This window comes from Arthrobacter sp. TmT3-37 (assembly GCF_054510835.1).
Map to the genome: position 1 here is coordinate 1 of NZ_JBTNDU010000006.1, position 23,925 is coordinate 23,925.

25 protein-coding genes and 1 pseudogene are annotated in these 23,925 nt (G+C 60.8%); 6 read left to right on the forward strand and 20 right to left on the reverse strand.

Going from position 1 to position 23,925, the window contains the following annotated elements:
• Positions 1-166: 166 nt before the first annotated feature.
• The 3 genes from ACX80U_RS09570 to ACX80U_RS09580 form a co-directional block, all read right to left on the reverse strand.
• Positions 167-433, reverse strand: a complete 267-nt coding sequence (locus tag ACX80U_RS09570) for a YrhK family protein (protein WP_459268212.1) — start codon at positions 431-433, stop codon at positions 167-169.
• 11 nt (positions 434-444) lie between these two features.
• On the reverse strand, positions 445-1,764 hold the full coding sequence (locus tag ACX80U_RS09575) for a DUF2254 domain-containing protein (protein ID WP_459268213.1): 1,320 nt from the start codon (positions 1,762-1,764) through the stop codon (positions 445-447).
• Between the two features lie 217 nt (positions 1,765-1,981).
• The gene (locus ACX80U_RS09580; protein WP_459268214.1) at positions 1,982-2,335 is read right to left on the reverse strand and encodes a hypothetical protein; all 354 of its coding nucleotides are present in this window, start codon (positions 2,333-2,335) and stop codon (positions 1,982-1,984) included.
• A gap of 679 nt (positions 2,336-3,014) precedes the next feature.
• Between ACX80U_RS09580 and ACX80U_RS09585 the strand changes: the two genes are divergently transcribed.
• Both ACX80U_RS09585 and ACX80U_RS09590 read left to right on the forward strand, forming a co-directional pair.
• On the forward strand, positions 3,015-4,322 hold the full coding sequence (locus tag ACX80U_RS09585; RefSeq protein WP_459268215.1) for a hemolysin family protein: 1,308 nt from the start codon (positions 3,015-3,017) through the stop codon (positions 4,320-4,322).
• A 369-nt stretch (positions 4,323-4,691) separates the two neighbouring features.
• Positions 4,692-4,814 (forward strand): annotated as a pseudogene (locus tag ACX80U_RS09590) (IS21-like element helper ATPase IstB); the annotation flags it as partial.
• Positions 4,815-5,047: 233 nt separating this feature from the next.
• On the opposite strand, the gene ACX80U_RS09595 reads toward ACX80U_RS09590, so the two are convergent.
• From ACX80U_RS09595 to ACX80U_RS09610, 4 genes are all read right to left on the reverse strand, one after another.
• Positions 5,048-5,986 (reverse strand): reverse transcriptase family protein, encoded by a 939-nt coding sequence (locus ACX80U_RS09595; RefSeq protein ID WP_459268216.1) that lies wholly within the window; start codon positions 5,984-5,986, stop codon positions 5,048-5,050.
• Between the two features lie 115 nt (positions 5,987-6,101).
• Positions 6,102-7,004 (reverse strand): hypothetical protein, encoded by a 903-nt coding sequence (locus tag ACX80U_RS09600; protein WP_459268217.1) that lies wholly within the window; start codon positions 7,002-7,004, stop codon positions 6,102-6,104.
• 470 nt (positions 7,005-7,474) lie between these two features.
• Positions 7,475-7,900, reverse strand: a complete 426-nt coding sequence (locus tag ACX80U_RS09605; protein WP_459268218.1) for a hypothetical protein — start codon at positions 7,898-7,900, stop codon at positions 7,475-7,477.
• On the reverse strand, positions 7,890-8,081 hold the full coding sequence (locus ACX80U_RS09610) for a helix-turn-helix transcriptional regulator (protein WP_208739713.1): 192 nt from the start codon (positions 8,079-8,081) through the stop codon (positions 7,890-7,892). Before ACX80U_RS09610 ends, ACX80U_RS09605 begins: the two co-directional genes overlap by 11 nt.
• A gap of 354 nt (positions 8,082-8,435) precedes the next feature.
• Between ACX80U_RS09610 and ACX80U_RS09615 the strand changes: the two genes are divergently transcribed.
• The gene (locus tag ACX80U_RS09615) at positions 8,436-9,179 is read left to right on the forward strand and encodes a CPBP family intramembrane glutamic endopeptidase (RefSeq protein WP_459268219.1); all 744 of its coding nucleotides are present in this window, start codon (positions 8,436-8,438) and stop codon (positions 9,177-9,179) included.
• A 384-nt stretch (positions 9,180-9,563) separates the two neighbouring features.
• On the opposite strand, the gene ACX80U_RS09620 is transcribed toward ACX80U_RS09615, so the two are convergent.
• The 5 genes from ACX80U_RS09620 to ACX80U_RS09640 all read right to left on the reverse strand — a co-directional run bounded on the left by ACX80U_RS09620 (position 9,564) and on the right by ACX80U_RS09640 (position 14,615).
• Positions 9,564-10,199 (reverse strand): recombinase family protein, encoded by a 636-nt coding sequence (locus tag ACX80U_RS09620; protein WP_459268220.1) that lies wholly within the window; start codon positions 10,197-10,199, stop codon positions 9,564-9,566.
• Positions 10,200-10,870: 671 nt separating this feature from the next.
• On the reverse strand, positions 10,871-11,392 hold the full coding sequence (locus ACX80U_RS09625) for a hypothetical protein (RefSeq protein WP_459268221.1): 522 nt from the start codon (positions 11,390-11,392) through the stop codon (positions 10,871-10,873).
• A gap of 602 nt (positions 11,393-11,994) precedes the next feature.
• A complete protein-coding gene (locus tag ACX80U_RS09630; RefSeq protein WP_459268222.1) occupies positions 11,995-12,213 on the reverse strand; it encodes a hypothetical protein in 219 nt (72 codons plus the stop codon).
• A 1,263-nt stretch (positions 12,214-13,476) separates the two neighbouring features.
• Complete coding sequence (locus ACX80U_RS09635) at positions 13,477-14,115, reverse strand: HAD family hydrolase (protein WP_459268223.1); 639 nt, start codon at positions 14,113-14,115, stop codon at positions 13,477-13,479.
• The gene (locus ACX80U_RS09640; protein WP_459268224.1) at positions 14,091-14,615 is read right to left on the reverse strand and encodes a GNAT family N-acetyltransferase; all 525 of its coding nucleotides are present in this window, start codon (positions 14,613-14,615) and stop codon (positions 14,091-14,093) included. Before ACX80U_RS09640 ends, ACX80U_RS09635 begins: the two co-directional genes overlap by 25 nt.
• 103 nt (positions 14,616-14,718) lie before the next feature.
• Between ACX80U_RS09640 and ACX80U_RS09645 the strand changes: the two genes are divergently transcribed.
• The gene (locus ACX80U_RS09645; protein ID WP_459268225.1) at positions 14,719-15,267 is read left to right on the forward strand and encodes a GNAT family N-acetyltransferase; all 549 of its coding nucleotides are present in this window, start codon (positions 14,719-14,721) and stop codon (positions 15,265-15,267) included.
• Here the strand turns inward: ACX80U_RS09645 and ACX80U_RS09650 are convergent.
• Positions 15,215-15,991, reverse strand: coding sequence for a class I SAM-dependent methyltransferase (locus ACX80U_RS09650; RefSeq protein ID WP_459268226.1), 777 nt, complete (start codon positions 15,989-15,991; stop codon positions 15,215-15,217). The genes ACX80U_RS09645 and ACX80U_RS09650 overlap by 53 nt on opposite strands.
• Positions 15,992-16,058: 67 nt before the next feature.
• Entirely contained in the window at positions 16,059-16,538 is a 480-nt protein-coding gene (locus tag ACX80U_RS09655; protein ID WP_459268227.1) for a GNAT family N-acetyltransferase, read from the reverse strand.
• 96 nt (positions 16,539-16,634) lie between these two features.
• Here ACX80U_RS09655 and ACX80U_RS09660 point away from each other — a divergent pair, with 96 nt between their 5' ends.
• A complete protein-coding gene (locus ACX80U_RS09660; RefSeq protein ID WP_459268228.1) occupies positions 16,635-17,168 on the forward strand; it encodes a GNAT family N-acetyltransferase in 534 nt (177 codons plus the stop codon).
• 8 nt (positions 17,169-17,176) lie between these two features.
• Here ACX80U_RS09660 and ACX80U_RS09665 read toward each other — a convergent pair whose 3' ends face one another.
• The 6 genes from ACX80U_RS09665 to ACX80U_RS09690 all read right to left on the reverse strand — a co-directional run bounded on the left by ACX80U_RS09665 (position 17,177) and on the right by ACX80U_RS09690 (position 22,933).
• Positions 17,177-17,659, reverse strand: a complete 483-nt coding sequence (locus ACX80U_RS09665; RefSeq protein ID WP_459268229.1) for a GNAT family N-acetyltransferase — start codon at positions 17,657-17,659, stop codon at positions 17,177-17,179.
• Positions 17,660-18,214: 555 nt separating this feature from the next.
• Positions 18,215-18,997 (reverse strand): NAD(P)-dependent oxidoreductase, encoded by a 783-nt coding sequence (locus ACX80U_RS09670; RefSeq protein ID WP_459268230.1) that lies wholly within the window; start codon positions 18,995-18,997, stop codon positions 18,215-18,217.
• Between the two features lie 182 nt (positions 18,998-19,179).
• The gene (locus ACX80U_RS09675) at positions 19,180-19,821 is read right to left on the reverse strand and encodes an RraA family protein (protein WP_459268347.1); all 642 of its coding nucleotides are present in this window, start codon (positions 19,819-19,821) and stop codon (positions 19,180-19,182) included.
• Positions 19,822-19,870: 49 nt separating this feature from the next.
• Positions 19,871-20,869, reverse strand: a complete 999-nt coding sequence (locus tag ACX80U_RS09680; protein ID WP_459268231.1) for a tripartite tricarboxylate transporter substrate binding protein — start codon at positions 20,867-20,869, stop codon at positions 19,871-19,873.
• A 49-nt stretch (positions 20,870-20,918) separates the two neighbouring features.
• Entirely contained in the window at positions 20,919-22,424 is a 1,506-nt protein-coding gene (locus ACX80U_RS09685) for a tripartite tricarboxylate transporter permease (protein ID WP_459268348.1), read from the reverse strand.
• A gap of 2 nt (positions 22,425-22,426) precedes the next feature.
• Entirely contained in the window at positions 22,427-22,933 is a 507-nt protein-coding gene (locus tag ACX80U_RS09690; RefSeq protein ID WP_459268232.1) for a tripartite tricarboxylate transporter TctB family protein, read from the reverse strand.
• A gap of 159 nt (positions 22,934-23,092) precedes the next feature.
• Here ACX80U_RS09690 and ACX80U_RS09695 point away from each other — a divergent pair, with 159 nt between their 5' ends.
• Complete coding sequence (locus ACX80U_RS09695; RefSeq protein ID WP_459268233.1) at positions 23,093-23,899, forward strand: IclR family transcriptional regulator; 807 nt, start codon at positions 23,093-23,095, stop codon at positions 23,897-23,899.
• Positions 23,900-23,925 lie beyond the last annotated feature (26 nt).

Here is a 23,925-nt window from a genome sequence, read left to right on the forward strand (position 1 = left end):
GTCATCAGCATAAGGCAGTCGAACCCCGTATCAGAACATGGCATCACGGAGTGTTTCCACGACGTCCGCTTGCCCTGACCTTCTGCCGGAAGGGCGGGGTAGCTGGCCAGCACATCTACGTGTTCGAAGCGTCGCGAGAGGTCCTAGACGATCTGTTGATGTCGGATCAGAAGTCGTTGCTGTTCCTGGTGCGGGTGATCGTGCGTAGATGGACGTTTCGGGAGAGGCGGATCACTGGTCGGATCAGGAGTTCGATTGATCCGGTCAGGAACAGCCAGGTCCCTGCCGTCCTGGTGCTCTCCTGGAAGAAGAGGATGCTGCCGATGATGAACCAGAGCGCGACCAGGATGTCGTTCACGATCGACAGGACCTCGTACCTGTTGTGCAGGACCAGCTCCCGTCCACCCAGAGGTGCGTCCAGATCATCGCTCACAAGGATCTCCTTTACCGGCCGATGCTGATGGTCGTGCTGATGCCGTCGATGCGCTCGGTGAGGTTTCGCTGGATCGTGTCGTCCATGGGGGAGTTCTCGACAGCAGTGCGGACACGCTGCAGCTGTGTGTCGAGCTGCGCGTTGAGCGGGGGGGTGATGGTTGGGTCCGGGTCGGTGACGGTGGCTTTGATGTGGATCTCGGAGAGCATGTCGATGGTGCGGTTTGCAGTCCGCGGGTCGGTGAAGGCATAGGTGATCAGTTGATCCATGACGAGTTCCAGGAGATCGTTGAAGGTCGGCAGGTGCAGCTTCACCCGAGGTACCCCTTCGGGGTCGACGAGTGTGCGGGACCCTGTGGACCGGCCGGTGAGCGAGCACAGCAATGCCGAGATGTGACCTAGTGCGTGGACGGCGGTCGTGGGGTCGTTTACTCCGGGGGAGAGCGCTTTGTCAGTCACGTCCAGGAGCTGCTGCAACCCGAACGACGGATCCTGGTTCGAGGTGCGCTCAAACCCTGTGCTGAAAGCTTCGAGGATCTCCTCTGACACGTCTTCGCACTGCTGATCCTCGAGTGGGGTTCCGTCCGTGGTCCAGAACCGTCCGACGGGAACGGATTCGATGAGAGAAGTTCCAGGGCTGACGTCGACGCTGACGACAACACCCGAGCGGGTAGCGACATCTAGGAGGCCGTCCTCGTTGACCCGGGTCAGGAAACCCGATCGCGGGCTTCGCAGCAGCAGGCTGTCCGTTGGAGGACGCACATCACGGGGTGTTGTGTCCCCGTGCTCGGGGTAGATGCGCTCGAGGGTGTGCTCTGTCTCGCGGTGCACGTCGCGGAGCATCGTTTCCACCCGGATCTGTCGTGCGAGGTGGGCCAGGAACAGGACGAGGCCGACGACGCTGGCAAGGGTCAGGAGGAACGCTGTGGTGACGGCGATTTCCGGCACGAAGCTGGCGCCTGCGCTGCTTTCCACGCGGATGCTTCTCAGGACGGTCAACGCGAACACGAAGGTCGCCAGGAACAGCGCCAACGTGTTGTGAACGAAGCGGTCCCGGGTGAAGGTGCGCAGCAGGCGGGGGGAGAACTGGCTGCTGGCCAGTTGCAGGGTCACGACCGTCAGGGAAAACGTCAGCGACGTCACGGTGATGGTGGAACTGGCAATCGTCTCCAGTAAGGACCGGGCAGCTTCCGGGCCCCCGCCGAACAGCACACCGGACAGTGCCGCTGGAAGCCGGTCGTCCAGGCGCTCATCGAGGAACGGAAGAGCCTGCCCGAGGACGACCGCCACCAGGACCGCCGCCAACGGGACCGGCCACAACTGGGCGCGCAACGACTCCCGAACAGACTGCCCATCCACACGACTCATCTCAGAACACCCCTCTCATCGTCGCTCTCATCGTCATCCTGCGATCGCGCCGTCACCGGTGCCGTCCCACCCACGATCGGCAGACACGTCAGTGCCACCGCCCGAAGAGTCGGCCGCGACGCTGCACTGCAGGCACTGCCGGTGCTGCAAAGTAGTTGGACGTAGTTGGATGTTGAAGGGATCACTCGGGCAGGTAGGGCTGGTATCGCTCGAGTGTCCCGTCCAGGACGGGAATCGTGAGTTCCGTTGTTTCGCCGTCCGCCTCGACCGTGATGGTGGTGTTTGCTCCTGGTGCGTCTCCTGCTGTGTCGAAGACTGCCTCGTTCGTATCGAACGGGTACTGGTCATTGGCGGCGACAGTGACAGTGACACTGTCGTCCTCGTCACTGAGCGTGACCTCGAGGGGTTCGTCTGTTTCGTTGTCCAGCGTGCCCAGTAATCTGGCCGGCTCACCCTCGTCCTCGGAGACCAGCAGAACACTCAGGAGCTTCACCTGGCCAACCGATCCGTCCTCACCGACGGCAATCGCGTCCATATCTTCCTCCGCAGGGCTCGAGCATCCCGTCAGGCCCAGAGCCATCACGAGGGCGGATGCGACAACCCAAGAGGTGCGCTGTGGGGTAGCGAAGATTGAACTGTTGGACGTCATGAGAGGCCTCTCGGAAGCAGAACACGAAGGGGGGTTCACTCAGTAGCGGTTGGACTCGTTCCTTCGACCATAGACACCCGACAACGGCTGACAGCAACGATTCGGGGGTAAGACGCGGAATCGTAACCGTACCGACAGCTGGCTACCAGCAAGCGGGCGCTGGTCGCGACCACGCTGGTAGGAGGCTGTGCACGGCCACCGCCCGTTCGAGGAGCCTTCTTTCGTGCCGGTGACATGAGGTGGGTGTGTGCCGGCGGGCGCCATGGTTCCTGCTGTCAAGGTGTGGTGAATAACCCATGAGAACTGTCCCCGGCTGTGGGCAGCGGCGGGGCGGGAGCGATCCCGTGAATGCCACGACCTGCGTTTCTTCTGCTCGGTCCTGATGGCCTCGGGCGTGTTCCTTGCCCGGATGAAGCGATGTGCTGCCTTGTGACCATAGGTCGACCGAGGCGGTGTCCTGTTCCTAGAGTGGAGATATGACTCGTTCCGCTGATTCGTCGTCTGACTGCGATAGACCCGGTGCCCGGTTCAGGCCGGGCCGGCCGCCTGTTCTCAGGGTGTCCCGATGAGCGGGGAGCTGGTACTGAACATCAGCTTGGTGGTGGTGTTCGTGCTCATTGGTGGTGTGTTCGCCGCGACCGAGATGGCGCTGGTGACGCTGCGTGATAGCCAGGTCAACGCGATAGCCCAGCGGGGTAAGCGGGGTGCGAAGGTCGCCGCGCTGGCTCGGAACCCGAACAGGTTCCTGTCCGCGGTGCAGATCGGTGTGACGGTCGCCGGGTTCGCGTCGGCGGCGTACGGGGCCTCGTCGATCGCGCCGTCCGTCGCACCCGTGCTGGTGTCCTTGGGACTGGCCGAACCGGCCGCCCTTACCCTTGCGACGATCTTGCTCACGCTGGTGGTCGCGTACCTGTCGCTGGTCCTTGGCGAGCTCGCACCGAAACGCCTGGCAATTCAGCGCAACGCACAGTTCGCCTACGCAGTGGCACCGGTCCTGAACGGTTTCGCGGTGCTCATGCGACCGGTGATCTGGTTGCTATCCGTGTCCACGAACGCAGTAGTGAGGCTTCTCGGCGGCGACCCGCATCGTACGAGTGAGGAGATGACCGAGGAGGAGCTCCGGGACATCGTGACCAGCCATGAGGGGCTGCCCGAGGATGAACGCCGCATTCTGGACGACGTGCTCTCCCTCCGCGACCGGCAGATCAGCGAAGTCATGCGTCCCCGCCCCGAAGTCGTCACGATCACGAGCAGTGACACAGTCGGCCAGGCGATCTCGCAGATCGAGGAACTGCCCTTCTCGCGCTACCCGGTAGTGGATCAGTCCATCGATGACATCACCGGCTTCGTGCACGTGCGGGACCTTTACGACGCCGCGGCGCACGACCCGAGCGCACCCCTGGCGCAGGTTCTTCGGCCCATTCCGTACCTGCCGGCGACCGCACGCGTGCTGCCCACACTTACGAAGCTCCGCGCACGGAACACGCATATCGCGGTCGTCATCGACGAATATGGCGGCACCGACGGTATCGTCACCCTCGAGGATCTCGTCGAGGAAGTTGTCGGGGAGATTTTCGACGAGTACGACACCGACGCCGCACCGATGAAACTTGCAGAGGGTGGGGGTGTCATGGACGGGCGGCTGAACCTGCAGGACTTTTCCGAAGCCACCGGCATCGAGCTGCCCCGCGGCACCTGGGACACGGTAGCCGGGTTCGTCCTCGGCCGGCTCGGCCGGCTCGCGACACCAGGCGACACCATCGAGGTGGACGGCGCGACCCTCCAAGTCACCAGCATCGACCGACGACGCATCGCCGAACTCCTTGTCATACCAGCAGAAACCCAAGCTCACGACCAGCAAAAGGCAACCTGACCACCCTTCGCAGTGGCACATGTCGGTCATACCAGCGGTTAAAGACCTAAAGGAACCAAGGGGGATTCAGCGAACGGCGACAGAAACGGCGAGGCACACTGTGACTGCGTCAACGGAGTCGGAACTAGTTAGTTTCCCTCCGGCCGCCGGCTTCTTGAAAGCCGGAGGGAATCCTACGCCCGTGCACAGAGGCTCGTCGGTGTATCCGGCTGAGTCCGCGACACGAGGTCGGGACATCGTTAGGGTGCTCCCAGTATGCGCCGACCAGGTCCACGACGGGACCGGTTTTTCTTCCCCAAGAAGACAGTCCGATACTCACTTTCAACCGCGCCCAGGCCGATGCGATGGCCTACACGCACAGCGGGTTGAACGAGAACGCCAACCGACCCATGCCTCTGCGCCGCGATCGTCGACCGACTCATGTTCGACAGCGCGATCATCGGAACCGACACCGGCTCCTACCGCCTCGCTCACACTATGGCTCAAAAATCAGCTTGGTCGGGGCCCGATTGGCCGAGCAATCTGTTGAGGCTGAGCAGCCCTGAACATGCATCTGATGCATCCGTTGGGGCACTGATGCCGTCAGCAGGCTGCACCCCGAACACGACTAGAGCTGCAGCTTCGATCTGCTCGACTAAGGTGCACTTGGGTCCGCGTGGTGTAACGGCGCCTGTACGTGAGTCGATTCCTCAGGGGGTACGCGCTTCGATGGCTACGAAAGCCTGCTAATCCTCCCCTTCATCGCCAACTAGCTCCTCCAACTCCTCCTTCATGCGGTTCGCTAATTTCTTTTCGGAGCACATTAGATAATTTATTCTCCCTAAGAGGCGTTGCTCGAGTTTATCTTCACTTACGCCTCGGACGCGAGCTTGTTGCTCAACCCCAAATTTCTTTATGAAGTACAGATCTTGGCGAATCTGCTTTTTAAAGTATCGCGGCACCCTTGGATGGTCCGCATGAGCTACCACAAATCCGGTTACATTCTGCGGATGACCCTTACGCTGAAACCTAACTTTCTTTTTATTTACTTGAAGATTTTGTAAAGCGAGTATCTCTGTGACGGCCTCTAGGTGCTCGTCGTTTACCTCATCACCTGAGAAAGTAAGATCATCCGCGTACCGCGTATATGTGAGATTCAAATCTGCAGCGAGATTGGATAGTTGCACGTCAGTCGGACGAAAGTAGAGGTTGGAAAGAACTGGGCTAGTCGAAAAACCGGTCGCCAACGCGTTCCTAAACGTGCTTATGTTCGTGATCCCGATTGCAACCTCAGGCACCGCTCCAAGATCAACTAAGGTTGCATTAATCTCCGCAGACGAAATAGACGAAAAAAAGTCAGAAATATCAACAGTTAGCAATGCTGCAGCATTTAGATGCGCTGTAGCATTGGAGTATGATCCGCGATCGCGCGTGAATCCATGTACATCGGGGTGAGGCTCGAGCACCTGCCTGTCAAGAAACTCCTTAAGCTTCTTCTGCAATCTAATCAATGAAGCGTCGAGAGGCTCCGCAACAGTTCGGTACCCATCAGAGGATTTTCGCACCGTCAACAGCTTCAGATCGTGCAGGGCCAACGGCTTTTGGAGCCAGGTTAGAGCCTCGTCCGGAAGCGAAGCGGCGACTAGGAGCTCTTCCAAGCTTCGGATTCCGGACAAAATGGTCATCCGTGGCGACTCATCTGCCTGTGGGTGCGGGGTACGGACTCACGCATGAAGGCAATGCCAACTCATTTGCTTATGCACGCGAATCGCGCACCGTTGAAACTCCATACCCCGCATCCTAGGAGGATACCTCACTGGTTCCCGCGTGACTACAGTCTGGATGGTGCCGCCCGGTGAGCTCGAAGTACGATTGATCGCCTAAGCGATCTGATCTGCTCGAGATACTTTTTTTGATGTCCCAAGAGTAAAGCACAGAGCATAAGGGCTCAATCCTTACAAATGTTCTATAAGGATGCCGCTTACGGGCTTTGGCAACTTCACAACAAGCCGTCATCCACACTGCTGTGGCCTGCGTGGCGACTGCGATGCAGTAGTCAGCAATGGCTAGGGACCGATCTCTCTTAGTTCCTATTGAATGGCAGACAGAATCAGGGTTGTAATTTGCGTTCCTCACTGCCGTTTCCACTATGAGAGGGAACTGGCTGTCAAGGCGGCCATTCTGCTCGAAAATGAAGTGTACGTTTCCAGTTTTGAGTTTCTGTAGGATTTTTTCGATTAGCCATTCAAATTGATCGGAGAGAGTTTCGTACGAATCTTCGGATGGATGCAGGTTGCTGGAACACCACCAATCGAAATCCAGTCTCGGAAGTAGGTTCAGGAAGGCCTGTTTGGCGATGACATTATCATCGACGTGATGAAAGCCGATTTTCTCGAATTTCTTCGCGGATGGTTCCAAGCGGAAATCGGGACGTAGTAGGAGATTGTGCATCTCCTTCTCGATCGCAGCCTCAACTGAGGCTACATTGCCGACTACAACAGCGCATGCTGATGGAAACCGTGCATCGCCGTCAAGGGCTCCTTCGTCGAGGAAAACTGTTATTCGGTGCTCCTTCGCACGGCTACTCAATTCTAGGTCAGCATCTAGAGCGGGTGAGTCTGCAAGGGTGCCTTTTTGGAACCTAGACGGGAATACCAGGCGTGACCAGGAGGTAAACCTGGAGATCGCCTGCGGGAGTTTCACTCGAATTGTCCTGTCGATATCTAAGCGTCTCGGGCACATCAGTCTAGGCGCGATGGGTGAGGGATCGTAACCTTCCGAGCTCAGCGTCCGTAAGCTGGTCCGTCGACGCTCAACTTGTAGCTGTAGTCCTCGCACCTATCAGCACGGCAGCGGTGATGGACGTTTGGCCTAGACGGTGAAGATGGACGGAAGGGTGCCGTATACGTGCATCTGGGAGAGCTTCCGGCTGCCAATGAGCAGTCCCATCAAAGGATCCTTTGACTGGACGGACTATGAGCTTGGCGTCAGGGCAACCTGATCGAGTGTCGACGCGGGACTCCGTGTCTGCGCTTCGTCGCAGCAACCCGTCTCACAGAGGCTCTTCCCACCAAGTCAAAAGAAGGCCTTTGATGAGCATGAGGTGTTTGTCGTGGCGCCTGGCTCATCGGCTCGGCAGTGATCCGAGACCAGCAGAACGGGTGTTGGTGGGTTCAGTTTCGGTGATTAATGACGGCGAAGGAACCGGCGCCGGTGACGAACAGGACTCCCATGAGGAGTGTCATGACCATGGGTGGTTCGGCTCCAAGTCCGATGGCGAGGGTGGCGATTCCGATCAGTGGAAGGGATACCAGGCCGACGACGGCAAGTGCACGGGTCAGGAGTGTGTCCTCGCGCTCATCCCCGGTCTGGGTCCACGCACGCTCGAAGGTCGTCGCACGTTCTGGCCGGCGAAGCACCCTCCATGCCATTACCAGGGCTCCTGCGATACCGATTCCGAGTCCGACGAGGAACCCGGGGATCATGTTGCCTGAGGCGTGCTCGCGGAGCAGCACCACGGCGATGGTCACCAGACCGAGGATCACTCCCAGGATTCCGAGGGCCACTACGTTGCGTTGAACATCCTTGTCAGTCTGCATGGAAAATCTCCTCTACTGGGCGATGGAAGTAGCGGGCGATGGCGATTGCCAGGGGAAGGGACGGATCGTAGCGGCCCGTCTCGATCGAGTTGACGGTCTGCCTGGAGACCCCGAGGGTTTCGGCCAGCTCCCGCTGCGACATGCCGGTCTCGGCGCGAAGATCGCGGATCTTGTTCTGCACTCCACCCCTTCATGTAAAACACGCTTGTCCTGACAAGGGTGCTTTACGTTGCGCGGGGTGTCAATCACTCCAGCTATTCCACTGCTGCGCCGGGTGTCGGTATGCCGCCGCTTCTAGTTGCTTGTGGCAGTGATTCCTCCACTGCGGATGGGCGTCCTTCGACGCCGCCAGTGCGCTTGTGCGTACTGCAGGGTTTAACTGGGCGGTGGTCATGGCTGCAGCGAGGTCAGGGGCTTTGGCGACGCAGAAGCCTCATACGAACCTATGTAGGGAGAATCTGCCGAGGAAGCGAGCGGGTGGGACGTAGCTTGGAAGCAGGACCGCACATTTCACATCATCCTGGGGGATTTTTCGTTGACGCACATCTATAACACCGAACTGATGCCGGTGCGTAGGCAGGTAACACCATCGACTCTCGGGCAGGCGTCCTGGGCGCTGATGTTCATTGCTATTTACATCGCTGTGGTCGCCGGCGTGATCGTAGTTGTGGGACTCTCAGGCCTGGTCAAGTTCACGATTGAGTCACTTTTGCCGGTCTTCCTCGTCACAGTCACAACGGCAGTGCTCCTCGCTCTTTACCTTCATCTCTTCCGCCGGAACTGTCTCACTCCAGCTGATCTTGGGTTTCGGCGCCCCACGCCCCGGTTGCTGCACTTGCTCTGGCAGATACCGGCGACCATCATCGTTTGCGGTTCCCTGCAGGGCCTGTTCCTCATTGCCCTTACTTCCGTCGGGGTGAACACGGCGTCGGCTGGAAACGCTGACGATCCCCTCGCCGACATCGTCAACCTGTCCGCTCCTCTGATCGTGGTTTGCCTGCTGGTCGTAGCCGTCATCACTCCAATATGGGAGGAAATCCTGTTCCGAGGCGCATTCCTGGACGGTTTGATCAGGCGCTTCCGGCCTAGTGTCGCAGTCGTTCTATCGGCTGCTCTCTTCGCGGCAGTTCATCTCGTCCCACTGACATTCGTGTACCTCTTCACTCTGGGGATCGCGTTAGCACTCCTTCGCCGATTCCATCAGAACCTCTGGGCCCCGATACTCCTGCACGCAGCTAACAACGCCCTCGTCACGGGTACCATTCTCGCCGTCGTCTGACCGGGGCCGGTCTACGGACGCGTGGCATTTACAAGTCCCGCTGATAGACCACAGAGGGAGTGAATGCTTATGGCCCACTGATGAGGGTGGTGGCGACGATGAGCGCTTGGAGTAGCACGAAGCCCCATAGTGCCGACCCCACAGCCCACCAAAGGTGACCACGCTTCAGGGCAAGAACTGCTCCTGCGAGACCGAGCAAAATGGGTATGAGAAACACCCACACGGGGCGTGCGTTGCCTGACCCTGTCCAGTCGGGGAGCAGGAGCATAATAATCGCTGCTAAGGCCATGAAACCCCACGTCGCGAAAGGCCGGTTCGTGGGGGCTGCGTGATCGGTGTAATCCCTGGGATGACGCACTCGCACTGCCTTTCTTTGTCCCGAATTTATGCGAGTCGATCGGTGCTGCCCGGAGGCGGTGATGCCTCGGTTGATGGTGGCGCGCTGATGGCCAGGGCTTGCTGGTGTCGGTAGAGGGTCGCCCGACTCCAACCGACGAGTCGGGCCGCTTCTTCTGCTGTCCGTCCCTTGGCTCGTGCGTCAGTGGCGATGGCGAGTTTGTCCGCTATGACCTTTGGGTTCACGGCTGGCCGCCCGAACTTCGTGCCGTTCTGCTTCGAAGCGGCAATGCCGGCATTGATGCGTTCCATGATGAGCTCACGCTCGTATTCGGCCAACGTTGCCAGCATGTTCAGCATTAGCCGGCCCGTCGACGTCGCCGGATCAATACCGTCAGAAAGGGATCGAACGAGGATCCCGCGATCGCGGAGCATATTCACAGTGTTGAGGACATCAATGAGGGACCGGCCAAGCCGGTCGACCCGCCACACGACGACGGTATCTCCTTCGTCGGCGTACTCGAGCAGCTTCTTCATGCCAGGCCGCTCGATTGCGGACCTCGTCCCCGAAGTGATATCCGCGAAGACATCCCGCTTGTGGACGCCGGCAGCAACCAACGCACCGAGCTGCAACTGCGCATCCTGGCTCGAGGTACTGACCCTGGTGTACCCGAGATGCCTCATCCCGCCATTCTGACTCACAAACCTTCAGTAGGAGCACTTCTGAGACGAAACGCTGCGAGACAAGTTTCCGAGACAACGAGAACGCCGGAATTGCAGGGAAGCGGTCACTCGACGCGCGACCCCTCTAGGTGTCTTGTAAAGGTTTAGGTTTTCGAGACACGTCTCAGCAGGCAGATGACCAGGATCAGCGTTGCAGTTGAGGTACCTGTGCGGCCGTTTTCATCGTTCAGGCTAAACGTCCCTTCGCCGGTCTGGTGGGGCTGATCGCGGGAAAGGATGTCAGGAGGTACGGAGGACGACCCCGATGCGGGACACGTCACTTAGCCCTAAAGCTCTGCGAAATAGGCGCCACTTAGAGCTGTAAGTCCCGAGATCGTAGGATGATCATCATGGGTAACCAAACCTCCACACTACGTCGACACGGCCTGTCGCTCTCACGCTCTTCGTCATCGCTGTCGGACTGGTCGTCCTTTCGGCCATATCGTTCACTGCCGGTGGTTCACCGCTCAGTGGGTGGTCTGGCCTCATCGCAGGCGTAGTCCTCACAGTTGTAGGAGTTGTCCTAATCAAGCGCAGAAGCGTGTAAACATTTTTGTCCACACACTGAACGCAACCGGACGAGAAGGGATCGGCATACGGGCTGGTGCTCAGGCGATCGTGTGGTCAAGGATCTATAGTCGGACCTGATTGATTCGCGACAGTTCCTGGTTTCCGTGGATAGGGACTGCGTGGCGGTCCACCCAGCGCCAGAACCGTTCTGCTTCATTCAGGAGTTCTCGGCAGAAGATTGAGGGATCGACCCGTACTTTGGTGTCGCCGATGGTGATGAGGGCACCGCCGTGGATGCGTTCGAGCACGATAGGTGTGGGCTGATCGGGGAAGAAGGATTCACCTCGGCCCGTGGCGAGGTAGTCCTCGATGACGTTCACCAGGTAGGTCCACAGTGTGCAGATGTCGTCCCAGTTGGGGACGCCCAGCAACGGGATGCCGTCCCAGGCAAGCGTTATGACACCGTCGTTGTACCTGAAGTGGTGCGATTCTCCGGCGCGTGTCCATGCCTTCGCCGCGCCGTCCTCATCAGCGTAAAGGTCGAGCAGGTACTTGCCCGGGTTGCCGGTGAAGTCATCAAGATCCTGCACCGGCTGAGTAAGGATGCCGGTCGTGCCCGTCAGACGACGAGTATCTACATCCATGCACTGTTCCAATCGGCTCGAGTTCCTGCCACTCAATGTAGCCAACCGCCGCTCACCCGACCGTGAACAGCACCGCGCCACCCTCAGTTGCCCTGCTCAAGTCATCCACAAGCCGATCGGCTATCGGGCAGGGCCGTATAGGACCTGGCGCCACGCATATCGAATTGTAGGATCGGCATGAACGGCGGCACTGGCCGATGACAGGGGCCTGGAGATGGCTAGTCGCACCATACGGTGCACCTAGTAGACGCTCGTCGAAGCACCGAACAGGATGAGGAGACGAGTGTCTGAGGCTCAGAGAAAAGCCCGTAACTACTTGATCTACACCGCCAGCTTGACCACACTTTGGCTAGTGATTGCCATCGCCACTGGCAAATCCTCCAGTTTGTTCGGGCTCCAGATTCTCGTAGCAGCGGCATTTTTCGTCGCGACCTGCGTCGCGTTTCATAAGTGGAAGCGCTCAATGACACCCAAGTGAATGAGCGGGCGAGATGGACCCTAACAGCGGCTCATGGCTGACCAGGGGCTCCTGCTCTCATGCATCGCCCCGTTAGCCGATCGTCGAACGGGACGCCCTGCACACTGGCTCATACATGCGCACTCTAGTCATACTGAGCCCATCTCTTCTTTTCAGCTCGGCTGAGCAACAGCACCGCCACAATAATCAGGGGCAGCGCGATTGCGACAAAGATGAGCGCAGCGGCTTGACCGACGAACACGTTCAAGGGGATGGCGACCAGAACCAGTATCGGTGTCATCGCCAGCAACAGAATCTGACTCAGTCCAAACTTCGGTTTTTCAGAGTTTTTGGGTTCAGCCATGGCGTCGGATTCCTTGCTGTAGTCGAACGTGCTCTTGACCAGTCTCTCGTAGCTCGTCAGCACGAGGACGTAACCGGACATCACTTAGCTCGGACTAAGGGGTCCGTTGCAGGATCCTCCTCCGTGCGCGCAACTACTCGAACTAGAGTGAAGCGGACCGTAAAGATCCACGCCATAGAGCTTCACTTACAACTTAGGACCCCCGCATGAAGCGACAAGTAGTCCTTAAGTGCTTGGGGCTCCTCCTTTTGTGGACGGTTGCGTGGGGCGTCGCCGGCTACTTCATGGGAGGTTGGGAGACATCCCGACAGCTTGGTTTGATCGCGGGACCCATTTTTGCCCTCTGCTTTGCTCTTCCGATCATTCTGAAGGCTCGCAAATCGTCACAGTGAGGGATCCTTCTGCGGACGGCTACTCCTCGATGGCGTCACTCAGGTACGTGCGTTGTTGATCCATAAGTTCTCCTGTAGCTGAGGATCAAGAGTGCTGCCACGATGGCGCAGATCATTCCGGTAGTCATGTCGCCCCACTTGGGCCGCTCAGGAAGGGAGAAAAAGAAGAAGCCCAAGCTTCCGACAGCATTGATGAGAAGAAGAGCGATGGCCGCTAGCCACGTGTTTTTCGGCATACCGATCACCGTAGTACTGCAGTGGGAGTACAGCCCGTAAGCGGATCGTTCACCAAGATGATGAGGATTTGCTTACGGCCACGCGCGCCGTCCATCTCCAACCATGCGGTGCAGATCTCAGTAAATCTACATATCTACAAATCAATGCATGTAGACCGTCCTGTGCCTGCACAGCCGTCCAGGGGTCACGTGGGGGAGGCGCCGGAGCTCACCCACAGGTGGACGGCTTTGAGCTCGACCCTTCGGGCTCCACCTGCCCACAGGTGGATGACCAGCATCGCGGCCACACAGCTGCCCTCACCGGTTTTGTCCCTCTTGCCACTATTAGCCCTGCTAACCCAACTAGTCCTGTTAGCTCTAAGTCCGGGATAGATCGTGCTGTTCGCGATCACGCTGGTAGGAGGCTGTGCACGTCCACCGTGCGCTCGAGGTGAGCTTGTCCGTGTCGGTGACGTGAGGTGGGTGTGTGCAGGCGGGCCCTTGGTTCCTGCTGTCCAGGTGTGTGTGGGACAAGCAGCGGAGCGTGGGGAGCTTGTGCCGTGCACAGCTGGTCAGGAGGCGCGTGACCTTTCTAATATCAGCCGGTTAGTTCTGATGGCGAACTCAAGCGGTCAATGCACCACCCCTGTTCAGGGTTATGTGAACGCCATTGTTAGTTCGGTGAGGGACTCAAGGCGGATGTCGGCCAAGCCGACCTCTGGGCGTTGGGCGTGGAGGTGTCCCCACGGGCCACGTCGGATGAAAGCGGTTCGCATGCCAGCCTCCCGGGCCGGCAGGATGTCGTTGTCTAGGCGGTCACCGATGTACAGGATCGTGCTGGCATCAAGGCGTGCGGCCTGAATGACGCGTGAGAAGAACTCCGCTAAGGGCTTCGCTACGCCCCAGGCAGCAGAGGAAGCGATGAAATCCGCATCGAAACCGAGCTCATGGAGCTGGGCTTCGACACCGATTGGCTGGTTTCCAGCTATCCCGACGATAAGGCCCGCGTCTCTGGCAGCCCGTAGGCACTCAAGCGCGTCCGGGTAGAGATCGGCGCGGTGTATGGAGTGAGGTTCCGTGGGACGCTCGACACCTAACACTTCCCAGACGCCACGATGGTCCTTGTCCTGAGCGATGAGGGCGCCAAGTGTTCCCATCAACGTAAAGGGCGTCACTCCCGCACGCTCGGCCTGTATCGTCCACGCCCGGGACTCATCGACCAACGTCTCGCCGACGTCAAACACCAGTGCGTGAACTCCAGCACGGATCCTCACCGTCCCAACCTCGGCGCCCACTCATTCCGCTTTGTACGAAATTGTAGGTAGTAGCTGTCATCGCCCCGGAACACTCCGGGCCCGCCTCTCCCTGTTTCCTGCATCCCGAGGGATCGAAGGATCCGCACCGATGCCGTGTTCGCGACCAGGGCTTCCGCCCAGACGCAGTCCAGCGCCAGTTCAGCGAAGCCGTACGCAAGGCCGGCTTCGGCGGCTCGCCGCCCAAGCCCGCGTCCCCAGCGGTGTGAGGGGCCGATCACGAACCCAAGCTCCTTCTCGCCCTGGTTTGAGCCGTGAAGGTCCACGTACCCAACCAGCTCGCCGTCAGCGTCTTCGGCTGCCAGCCTGGTCAACCCGACGGGCGGGTCCTCAACCTGTCGCACCCAAAAGTCGTGCAGGGCGGTTCGAGACGTTGTGGTCCACCCGGTGTGCTGGCAAAAATCAGTGTCCTTTCCCCATGCGGCGAGGACCGCTGCATCCTCGTGCTGCAGAGGCCGCAGATGCAGAGCTGGGGGTTTCATGTCCTCAACCTACCGGCCCCGTTGACTGCCATCTTCGGAGCATTGGCTGGTAAGAGAGTTTGGAAGGTTCCACGGTGCCAGGGGTTGATGCGAGTATCGGTCCATGGTGTTCCCCGTCGCGCTACCGGATGAGCTACAGCGAGATCAGGTCCTCCTCCGCGCGCTGCACGAGGAGGACTGGCGTCTGGAGTACGACCTCAGCCGCGTTCTCGATGTGCCCCAGTGGACCTATCTTCCGCCTGATATCGACGAGGCCAGAGCGCGGCGCGTGATGGAACGGACCAAGGAAGGGCACCAACAACGGATTGCCGGCCGTTACGGCATCGTTGTTGACGGTGAAGTGCTGGGAACGGCAGGGATGGCGTGGCGTGAAGGCCCTGAACCGGCGGTGTTCTACGCCCTCAAGCCCGCTGGACGCGGCCGCGGGCTGGCGACGGAATCGGTGCGTGTTCTGGCGGACTGGATCTTCGGTCAGGGCATCGGCTCCGTGGCACTGCAGACCATCACCGGCAACACAGCGAGCGAACGGGTCGCTGAACGGGCAGGTTTCCACTCAACCGGGCTCTATGCCGGAACACAGCACGGCCGACCGGTACAGCTCAACTACTGGCGTCGCCGCGCCAACTCGTCTCCTGTCCAGCCCGGGCAATGACCAGCCATCCCCGACCAGGAGCATAGGGCAGGTCCCGGACCTCGAGGTCACTAAAGCCAGCTTCTACCAGTGAGCGTTCCAATGTTTCTTGGGTGCGGAAGCGCAGCGTGGAGGTGGAATCGATGCGCTCACCATCGGCCAGGAAGATCGTCGGGGATTCAAACGTGACGAGCTCTCCGTCGACCCGTGTGACGTGCACCCAGTCCTCCACCAGCCCCTCACCCTCGACCTCGACTACCTGATGGGTGAGTTCCTTGGTCCACCGCTCCCAGGCCCGGTCGGAGGGCACGCGGCTCTCGAACGCCAAATGACCCCCAGGGCGCAGGCAGGAGTGAATTGCTCGCAGGTTGGCGAGCCATTGCTCATCGTCGAGAAAGACCTGCGCGACATTGGCCGTCATCGTCGCCAGATCGTACTGCTGCCGATGAACGGGATCAGCCGCCACATCCACCGCAATGCCCACCACCCACGTCACACGGTCTGCGCCGGCCTTGGCCCGGGCGACGTCGACGGACGCGCCGGCCGGGTCCACGCCCAGCACCCGGAGGCCACGCTCCGTCACCAGGCGGGAGCAGAAGGTTCCCGTGCCGCAACCAACGTCAAGGACTGCCGTCGACTCGAACTCATCGACGAGGTCCTTGTAGGTGTCCAGATCGCTACGGTCCGGGTCAAGAGGGTCATACACGCGGGCAACTCGCGGGTGATCAAAGAGAGCGTCAGGCATCCCACAGACGGTACCCCACACCCCGAAGCCAGCAGCTACCTACTTCGGTCCGCACTGCACCGTCCCCTCAGGCGTCCCAATCACCAAATCCTCTAGTGGACGCTTCGAAGAGGATGAGTTTCGATCGTCCGTTGTCGGCGGTGACGCCATGGATCGTGGAGAAGCTACCGAGGGAATAGAAGCCAAACTTTGCGTGCAACCGGATCGAAGCGGTGTTCTGCTCATTGGCGAAGTAGTAGGCATGATCATCCTGGGACCATATCCAGTCGAGGCGAGCTGCCGTGAGTGCTGACGCTACGCCCTGGCGGCGGTAGGAAGGATTAACCATCACGCCTCCAAGATAGTGGCCGGCAGGGGCGTCGCCGTCAGAGTGCGTATGGAAGTGTGTCTTGGCTACACCGACAAGCCGGCCCTGTGCTTCTGCGACCACCACAGATCGCCACGGTGATGCCTGAAGCATCTCTACGCCCCAAACCTCGCGACCACTGGCGACGCTGATGCTGTGTACTCCTTCAACATCATGCAAGGTCGCCTGGCGTATGAGCATTGGCTGATCCTACTGATGAGAGAACCTCACCCGCCCGCCCGCTGGTTCCACAGTTTGTAGGACGATCGTTGTCCTTGCTTTCGGCCCAATGAAGCCATGACCATCCAGTTGCGCCTATGGACGCCGGAGGACGCACCTGCCCTCCTGGTTGCGTACGAGAAAAGCTTGGATCTACATGCTCAGTTCGGTAGTTCTGACCTTTCCACCGTCGATCTGGTGCGAGACCACATCAATCAGCGCCTCACATCCACGGACTCTTCGCGCAACTGGGCCATCACAGTCGACGATGTAGCCGTTGGGAACGTGGGACTCTCAGCCATTGACCGCACCCATGGAATTGCCTGGGCTTATTACTGGCTTGCCTCAACAGCTCGCGGTCACGGCTACGCCTCGCGTGCCCTGGACACCGTAGCCGCCAACGCCTTCGAGGACGGCCTGTTTCGCCTCGAGCTTGGACACCGGGTCAACAATCCGGCTTCCTGCGCAGTGGCTACTCGTGCTGGTTTCGTCGCGGAAGGCCTCGAGCGCCAGAAGCTGCAGTACGGCGCTGAACGGTTCGATGTCGAAACCCACGCTCGGCTGCGTACTGACCCGACCCCGAACCTAAAAGCTATACCTGTCGCCCGCTGAGGAATCAGCTACCGCACCATCCTTACGTCGATGAAGACAGGGTTCTGCTCGTCAGGTTCTTCCGTGCCATCGAGCTCGAAGCCGTTGCGTCTATAAAAGCCCTGTGCGCGGTCATTCGTCTTCTCTACCCAAAGCACTCCAGGGTCAGAACCAAGGGTTGCTTCGAGGAGTTGCTGCCCGAGCCCTGTGCTTTGATGAGCATTCAGCACGTAGATCATGCGCAACTCCCGTGCACGTGGTGATTCTCCAGAAGCCGGACCGACGAGGGCGAATCCCGCCAACCCGTCCTTTGACTCAGCAACTCGCATCTCCCACCCAGGAGAGATCGACTGCAAATTACCCGTCCACATTCTCCGGCGCTGCTCAAGAAATTGGTCATCGAAGAACGTCGCAGGCAACAGGTGACCATACGTCTCACGCCAGGAGGTGATGTGAAGCTGTACGACTGCCTCGGTATCTGCAGCTGTAGGAATGCGTAATTGATACTCCATGCGAGCACCTTGCCAGATCAAGGTCGCCAGGTGCCAAGGATCTGGTCAAGGAACCCTCGAAGCCCATAGGCGCTCGGCCTACCCCCGTGCAGGCGACCTTGAGCATTAACGCAGACGACCGCGAGAACTGACAGAGTGGTTGCACGGTGCTCGAGCCAGTTGGGTGTCTTGGAAGGCTTTAGGTTTTCGAGACGAGTGTGAGTGGGGTCGCCTCTACCCTTTTCATGGCCTGGTCAAGGAGTGAGCTGGATCTGGAAGCCGTCTAGTTTCACATACATCCTGCGTTCGTGAACGTCGCTCTCATAGAGCCACAGCACAGTCCCGTCGTAGGTGATGGCGTCGATGCGGCCTGCAGCGACGGGTTGAGCACCTTGATGCAGCTCGACCAGGTCACCCGACCGTAGGGTCGTCCAGTCATCAACAAAGGACGGTGTGCAGGTACGAGGTCCATCCGTACTCGGACCGCCGCGCGGTGGCATAGCGACGACAGGGAAGCGGGTCGGTACCGATCGTTCCTGCCGATGATGCTGATACATCATTTCGTGACAAGGTCCGCTAGGCGGCGTGAACCGGTGTCGATGCTGACGCCATGCGCTGCATGGCCGCCGCTGAAGCCGCGGTCATCTCTGCGCTGACGCCGAGGTCGTTGAGATAGGCGTGGGTTGCCTGCATCTCCTGTGAGCGTCGCAGCGCGTGCTTCTTCGTGCCTGTGACGAGCCGGTCGATCACCGCGTGGCCGTCGCCGGCGAGTTGCGCGGCGATCTGGTCGCGGATCCAGTCCTCGAGGCCGGCAGCGCGTCCGGCTTCGACTGCTTCGACGACGACGGAGGCAAGTCCTTTCATGAGGACGCTGCGCAGGAGCTTGTGGGCCATGGCCGCTCCCGGGGGGCCGCCGACGACCTCGGCGGGTGCGCCGAGGGTGCCGAAAAGGGCTGCGGCCGATCGCGCGCCTGGCCCACTGATCATTAACGGGGTCTTCGCACCATGCAGGGGTACGGGCCCGAGGATGGCGATGTCGGCGAAGGCGGCGAGGCTTTCGATCGTCGCGATGTCGGCCATGTCCGAGGGCGAGGAGGAGGTCATGTCGGCGTAGCAGCTGCCCGGCTTCATGGCGGGCAGGCATTCGGTAGCGACGGGCCTTGCGGCCGCTGCCCCCGTGAGAACGAGTACGACATCGGCGTGCCGTACGGCGTCGGCAGCATTGTCGACACGGGTGACGCCTGCCGGGGTCGTGGGTGCGACAGGGTCGTATCCGGTGACGGTATGTCCGGCCTCGACGAGAGCGGTCGCGTAGATGCTTCCGGCTTCACCCAGTCCAATGACGGTGCATGCGCTCATGATGGTTCCTTGTCCGTGGTGCTCTGTCGGTGCGTGTTAGTGGTCCCGGTCCTGCCCCTGGTGTCAGCCGAAAACGGGCGGACGACAGGAATGAGCCGGGCTGTTGATGTGTCCGACAGGCGGTTGTCATGCCGCCTGCCGGACTCATCGGTGATTCCGGTGATTCCGGTGATTTAGGTGGTTCAGGTCGCGGCGGCCGTGCGTGCTGCGACGATCTTCGAGCGGCGGTCCAGCTCGTCGGCAAAGACGGCTTCGGCTGCTTCAGCAACTCGTTCGGCGTCCTGCTGCGGGACAATGACGATGCCGTCGGAGTCGCCGATGATGATGTCCCCGGGCAGGACGGGTACGCCTCCGAAGGCGATCGGACAGGCGACACGTGAGGGACCGTTCTTATAAGGGCCCGCCGGTGTGGTGGCCCGGGCGAAGACGGGCATCCCGATCTCGCCGAGGACTTCCGCATCGCGGGCTGCCCCGTCGATGGCGAAGCCACTGATACCTGCGGATATGGCGCGTTCACCGATGAGTTCGCCGAGCAGGGCACGGGTGGTGTCGGCTTCACCGTTGACGACGACAACATCTCCTGGTTTGGCGAGGGTGAGGCTGCGGTGGATGCCCTGGTTGTCGCCGGCGCGCACCCAGACCGGGAACGCAGGGCCGGCGAGCTTCGCACCGGGCCAGATGGCCTTGATGGAGGAGTCGACGATCCCGAGGCGGTCCATCGCGTCGCCGATATTCGCGGCGGGAAGAGCTGCCAGACGCTTGATCGTCTCCGGGTCGGGTCGGGGGTAGTCGGCGTTCACTGTGTCTTCAGACAACGTGGTCATGGTCATGTCTGCTTCCGTCGTTTCTGTGTCCGGTGCCGTGCGGGGAGGCCTAGTTGGTTTCCTGGACGAGGGGCAGGACTTCCTTGAAGTCCGCTTCCTGCTGGGTCCAGAAGTCGCTGTAGTCCTGTGCGGAGAGGTAGTCGGTCTGCAGGCCGAGGTCCTCCATCTTCTGGACGACCTCGGGGTCTTCGATGGCCTTCTTCAGTGCGGCCTCGAGCTTCTCGGCGACATCCTCGGGCAGGCCGGCGGGGGCTGAGTAGCCGCGGACGGTACCGGCTTCGACGTCGAAGCCTTCCTCGGCGAAGGTCGGCACGTCGGGCAGGGATGGTGCGCGTTCGGTGGTCATGACGCCGAGGACCCGGGTTTTTACCTGCTTGACGAGGTCGGTGACGTCGCTGACGTTCGCCACGAGCACGTCGACGTGCTTGCCGAGGAACGCGGTGGTTGCTTGGGAGGCGCCTTCGGAGAAGTGCACCGGCGCGAAAGCCGCCCCGGTGGCTTCCTCGATTTGGGCGAGGGCGAAGTGCTCACCGCCCTGCAGGCCGGTGGTGCTGGCCGTCATGTCCTTCGGGTTCGCCTTGGCGGCGTCGAGGAGCTCGGCGAGGGTCTTGTAGGGGCTATCGGGCTGCACGGCGATCACGGCCGGGTCGATGACCTGGCGCCCCAGGGGCTGGAAGCTTTCACGGGTGTAGGTCGCGCCGCGGCTCTCATCGAGGGGGGAGACGACGACCGAGGGGGAACCGGTGGCGCCGATGGTGTATCCGTCGGGATTGGAGCTGGTGAGTTCGGTGTAACCGATCTGTCCGCCGGCGCCTGGCTTGTTGATGACCTCGACGTTGGTGCCCAGTTCCTCCTCGAGGATCGGCTGGACGAGGCGGGCCGCGGTGTCAACGGCCCCACCGGAGGCGAAGGCGACGACGAGGTCGATGCTCTTGCCGCGCTGCGGGAAGTCATTGCCGCCGCCGGGGGCCCCTGCTGCATCCGCGCAGCCGGTTAGGGCGAGGGTCGCGGCGATCGTGAGGACAGCTGCGGAAAGTTTCTTGTTCATGGTCTTCTCCTTCGAAGCGGTACGAGCGGGTTCGCGGGGGTGTGGTGGATCAGGTTTCGGGGTCGTCGTTGGCGAGGACTTTGGGTTTGCGCAGTTTCAGCAGCGGGCTGGCGAGGATCAGGACCGCGATGCCCAGGAGGACGGCGGAGATGGGCCGGGTGGTGAAGATGTCGAAGCTGCCCTGGCTGATTTCTAGGGACTCGCGGAGTGAGCGTTCCATGAGGGGCCCGAGGACGAGGGTGAGAACCATGGGTGCCAGGGGGATGTCGAGGTGGCGTAGGGCCAGGCCGATGAGTCCGAAGGCGACCATGACGTAGATGTCGAAGACGGTGAAGTTGATGGTGTAGGCGCCGATGACCATGAACAGCATGATCAGGGCGGCCAGGACGGGGTAGGGGACTTTGAGGATGGAGGTCCAGAGTCCGACGAGGGGCACGTTCAGGATGACCAGCAGGACGTTGCCGATGAACAGGCTCGCGATGATGGCCCAGGCGATGTCGGAGTTCTCGACGAACAGGGTGGGTCCTGGTGTGAGGCCTTGCTGGAGGAAGGCTCCCATGAGGACGGCGATGGTGGGGGAGGCTGGGATGCCGAGGGTGAACAGGGGGATCAGGGCGCCGTTGGCGTGGGCGTTGTTCGCGGTTTCGGGGCCTGCGACGCCTTCGATGGCGCCGTGCCCGAGCTCGTCGCGGTGTTTGGAGAACTTCTTCTCGGCACCGTAGGACAAGAGTGACGAGACGGATCCCGTCATACCGGGGATGAGGCCGAGTCCGAAGCCGATGCCGGTGCCGCGGGCGATGGCCGGGGTGCTGCGCCGCCAGTCGGTGCGGGTTGGCATGAGTGCGCGCATATTCGGGGCGTGGGGAACAGGTGCTGCTTTGGAGGCACGGTAGGAGAGGAGCTCGGAGAGACCGAAGACGCCGACGATGACGGCAACGAAGCTGACGCCGTCCAGAAGGCGTTCACTGCCGAAGGTGAAGCGCGGTGCTCCTGCGACGGGGTCGATGCCGACCATGGAAATCAGCAGGCCGAGCGCCCCGGAGATCAGAGCCCGGACGATCGATTTACCGGCCAACGCGACGAGCAGGGTGATGCCGACCACGACGAGGGCGAAGAATTCCGGTGGGCCGATGAGCAGGCCAGCCTCACCGAGGGGTTTGGCTGCGGCGACGAGCCCGAGGGTGGCGATGGTGCCGCCGATGAAGGAGCCGACGGCTGCGATGGTCAGTGCTGCTCCGGCACGGCCGAGTTTGGTCATCGCGTACCCGTCGAGGGTCGTGATGGCCGACGCCGCTTCACCGGGTGTGTTGAGCAGGACGCTGGTGACGGTCCCGCCGTATGTGGTGCCGTAGAAGATCGCGCACAGCATGATGATCGAGCCGGTCGCGTCGAGGTTTAGGGTCAGCGGGATCAGCAGGGCGACGCCGGCGACCGGTCCGATACCGGGCAGGACGCCGATGACGGTGCCGAGGAGGCATCCGATGAAGGCGAAGAGCAGGTTCTGCCAGGTCAGGGCGTCGGCGAATCCGCCCATCAGGTCGTTGAAGACGTCCATGGTCATAGTCCGATCAGGGTCAGCGGCAGGAGCAACGCGGTGGGAAGGGCGACGTTGAGCCCGTAGTAGAAGGCGTAGAACACGCCGACGCTCCCGGCGAGGGAGATGATCAGCGACGACGGCCAGGTCCGGTGTGAGCGGATCCTCAGGTGGTACAGCAGGAAGAGGAACATGCTGACCTGGAAGCCGAGGAGATTCATGACGGACGCGAGGATCAGCAGGCTCAGGACGACCGCGATGACCAGCCTGCGGTCCACTGGCTCAGCTGTCTCTGTCGCCTCCCTGCGTTCCTGGAAAAACCAGATCACAGAGAGCAGGACGAGAAGGGCGCCCATGGCGAAGGGGAACAGTCCCGGACCGGGGCCCAGCGACGTCCACAGTCCGAGGTCGAGCGAGGTGACGACGACGTAGGCCCCCAAGACCGCCAGAACGATCTGACCGATCAGCACCGAGCGGGGGGAAGTGCGCCGGGCGCTTCCCACGGCAGTGGACGATGACTTCATTGGCATTCCTGTTCCTCGTGGTTCTAGCTTTCATTGTATGAAAGCTTGTTCCGTCAGTAGAAATAGTGACACGGGATACACGCAAGGTCAAGATCCATGTGACGGCTTCCATCACAGGCGTGGGGATGCCCTGCGGGCCAGCAGAAGTTACATAGGATGAAAGTTATGACAGCGGCAGACGAAATAGATGCCAGCAGCGTGACGCCCTTGCAGCCCAAAGGACCCGCAACGATGCGGTCCCTATCTAGGGCGCTGGACGTCTTCGAGCAGCTGCAGCGCTCGGACCGACCGCAACGGCTCAGCGACATCGCCAGGGCGAACAGCATGAACCTGCCGACAACACTGCGGATCCTCCGAGCACTGCAGGATTACGGCCTGGTCAGCCAGACCGACAAGTACTACAGGATCGGGCCAGCTGTCCTGCCGGCCGCGCGAAGCTTCCTTGAGACCGACCCATTGGTTGTCGCCGCCCGCCCGGTCCTGCAGCAACTCGCCCAGCAGACCACATTGACCGCCTCCCTCTACACGCGGCTAGGGCATGACCGGGTCCTCGTCGCCCGCGTCGACGGCGAGGATCCGTTGCGCTACGACCTGCCGCTCGGTAAGAGACTGCCGCTGACTGTCGGAGCTGCCGGCAAGATCCTTGTCGCCGGTCTGGCAGATGAGGAGCTTCAAAGGGTCGTCGACGCCGCCGTAGCCCAGGGACAGGAGCCTGCCGGATTCACCCTGGCCGACCTCAAGCGGCGGCTGCCCGATGAGGGTGAGGACTATTCGTTTTCAGCCGACGAACGGGCAACCGGCATCATGTCCATCGCCGTCGCCGTCCCAACGTCAAGCCCCGATGTCCGCGAATCCATCGCCCTCACCACACCCGTCGAAACACGCACGCACGACGAACTCCGGGCTGCGGTACCCGAACTCAGGCGAGCTGCCCGACGACTCTCCGAGCTACTCGTCGGCATAGGCCAGTAAGTCCCGGCCTCTGACGCAGGTACGAA

Excerpts from the sequence above, each read along its gene's own strand:
- ACX80U_RS09580 (WP_459268214.1), bottom strand. The coding sequence starts at position 2,335 with ATGGACGCGATTGCCGTCGGTGAGGACGGATCGGTTGGCCAGGTGAAG.
- ACX80U_RS09585 (WP_459268215.1), top strand. The coding sequence starts at position 3,015 with ATGAGCGGGGAGCTGGTACTGAACATCAGCTTGGTGGTGGTGTTCGTG.
- ACX80U_RS09595 (WP_459268216.1), bottom strand. The coding sequence starts at position 5,986 with ATGACCATTTTGTCCGGAATCCGAAGCTTGGAAGAGCTCCTAGTCGCC.
- ACX80U_RS09605 (WP_459268218.1), bottom strand. The coding sequence starts at position 7,900 with ATGCAGACTGACAAGGATGTTCAACGCAACGTAGTGGCCCTCGGAATC.
- ACX80U_RS09620 (WP_459268220.1), bottom strand. The coding sequence starts at position 10,199 with ATGAGGCATCTCGGGTACACCAGGGTCAGTACCTCGAGCCAGGATGCG.
- ACX80U_RS09625 (WP_459268221.1), bottom strand. The coding sequence starts at position 11,392 with ATGGATGTAGATACTCGTCGTCTGACGGGCACGACCGGCATCCTTACT.
- ACX80U_RS09630 (WP_459268222.1), bottom strand. The coding sequence starts at position 12,213 with ATGGCTGAACCCAAAAACTCTGAAAAACCGAAGTTTGGACTGAGTCAG.
- ACX80U_RS09640 (WP_459268224.1), bottom strand. The coding sequence starts at position 14,615 with ATGAAACCCCCAGCTCTGCATCTGCGGCCTCTGCAGCACGAGGATGCA.
- ACX80U_RS09645 (WP_459268225.1), top strand. The coding sequence starts at position 14,719 with ATGGTGTTCCCCGTCGCGCTACCGGATGAGCTACAGCGAGATCAGGTC.
- ACX80U_RS09650 (WP_459268226.1), bottom strand. The coding sequence starts at position 15,991 with ATGCCTGACGCTCTCTTTGATCACCCGCGAGTTGCCCGCGTGTATGAC.
- ACX80U_RS09655 (WP_459268227.1), bottom strand. The coding sequence starts at position 16,538 with ATGCTCATACGCCAGGCGACCTTGCATGATGTTGAAGGAGTACACAGC.
- ACX80U_RS09660 (WP_459268228.1), top strand. The coding sequence starts at position 16,635 with ATGACCATCCAGTTGCGCCTATGGACGCCGGAGGACGCACCTGCCCTC.
- ACX80U_RS09665 (WP_459268229.1), bottom strand. The coding sequence starts at position 17,659 with ATGGAGTATCAATTACGCATTCCTACAGCTGCAGATACCGAGGCAGTC.
- ACX80U_RS09670 (WP_459268230.1), bottom strand. The coding sequence starts at position 18,997 with ATGAGCGCATGCACCGTCATTGGACTGGGTGAAGCCGGAAGCATCTAC.
- ACX80U_RS09675 (WP_459268347.1), bottom strand. The coding sequence starts at position 19,821 with ATGACCACGTTGTCTGAAGACACAGTGAACGCCGACTACCCCCGACCC.
- ACX80U_RS09680 (WP_459268231.1), bottom strand. The coding sequence starts at position 20,869 with ATGAACAAGAAACTTTCCGCAGCTGTCCTCACGATCGCCGCGACCCTC.
- ACX80U_RS09685 (WP_459268348.1), bottom strand. The coding sequence starts at position 22,424 with ATGGACGTCTTCAACGACCTGATGGGCGGATTCGCCGACGCCCTGACC.
- ACX80U_RS09690 (WP_459268232.1), bottom strand. The coding sequence starts at position 22,933 with ATGCCAATGAAGTCATCGTCCACTGCCGTGGGAAGCGCCCGGCGCACT.
- ACX80U_RS09695 (WP_459268233.1), top strand. The coding sequence starts at position 23,093 with ATGACAGCGGCAGACGAAATAGATGCCAGCAGCGTGACGCCCTTGCAG.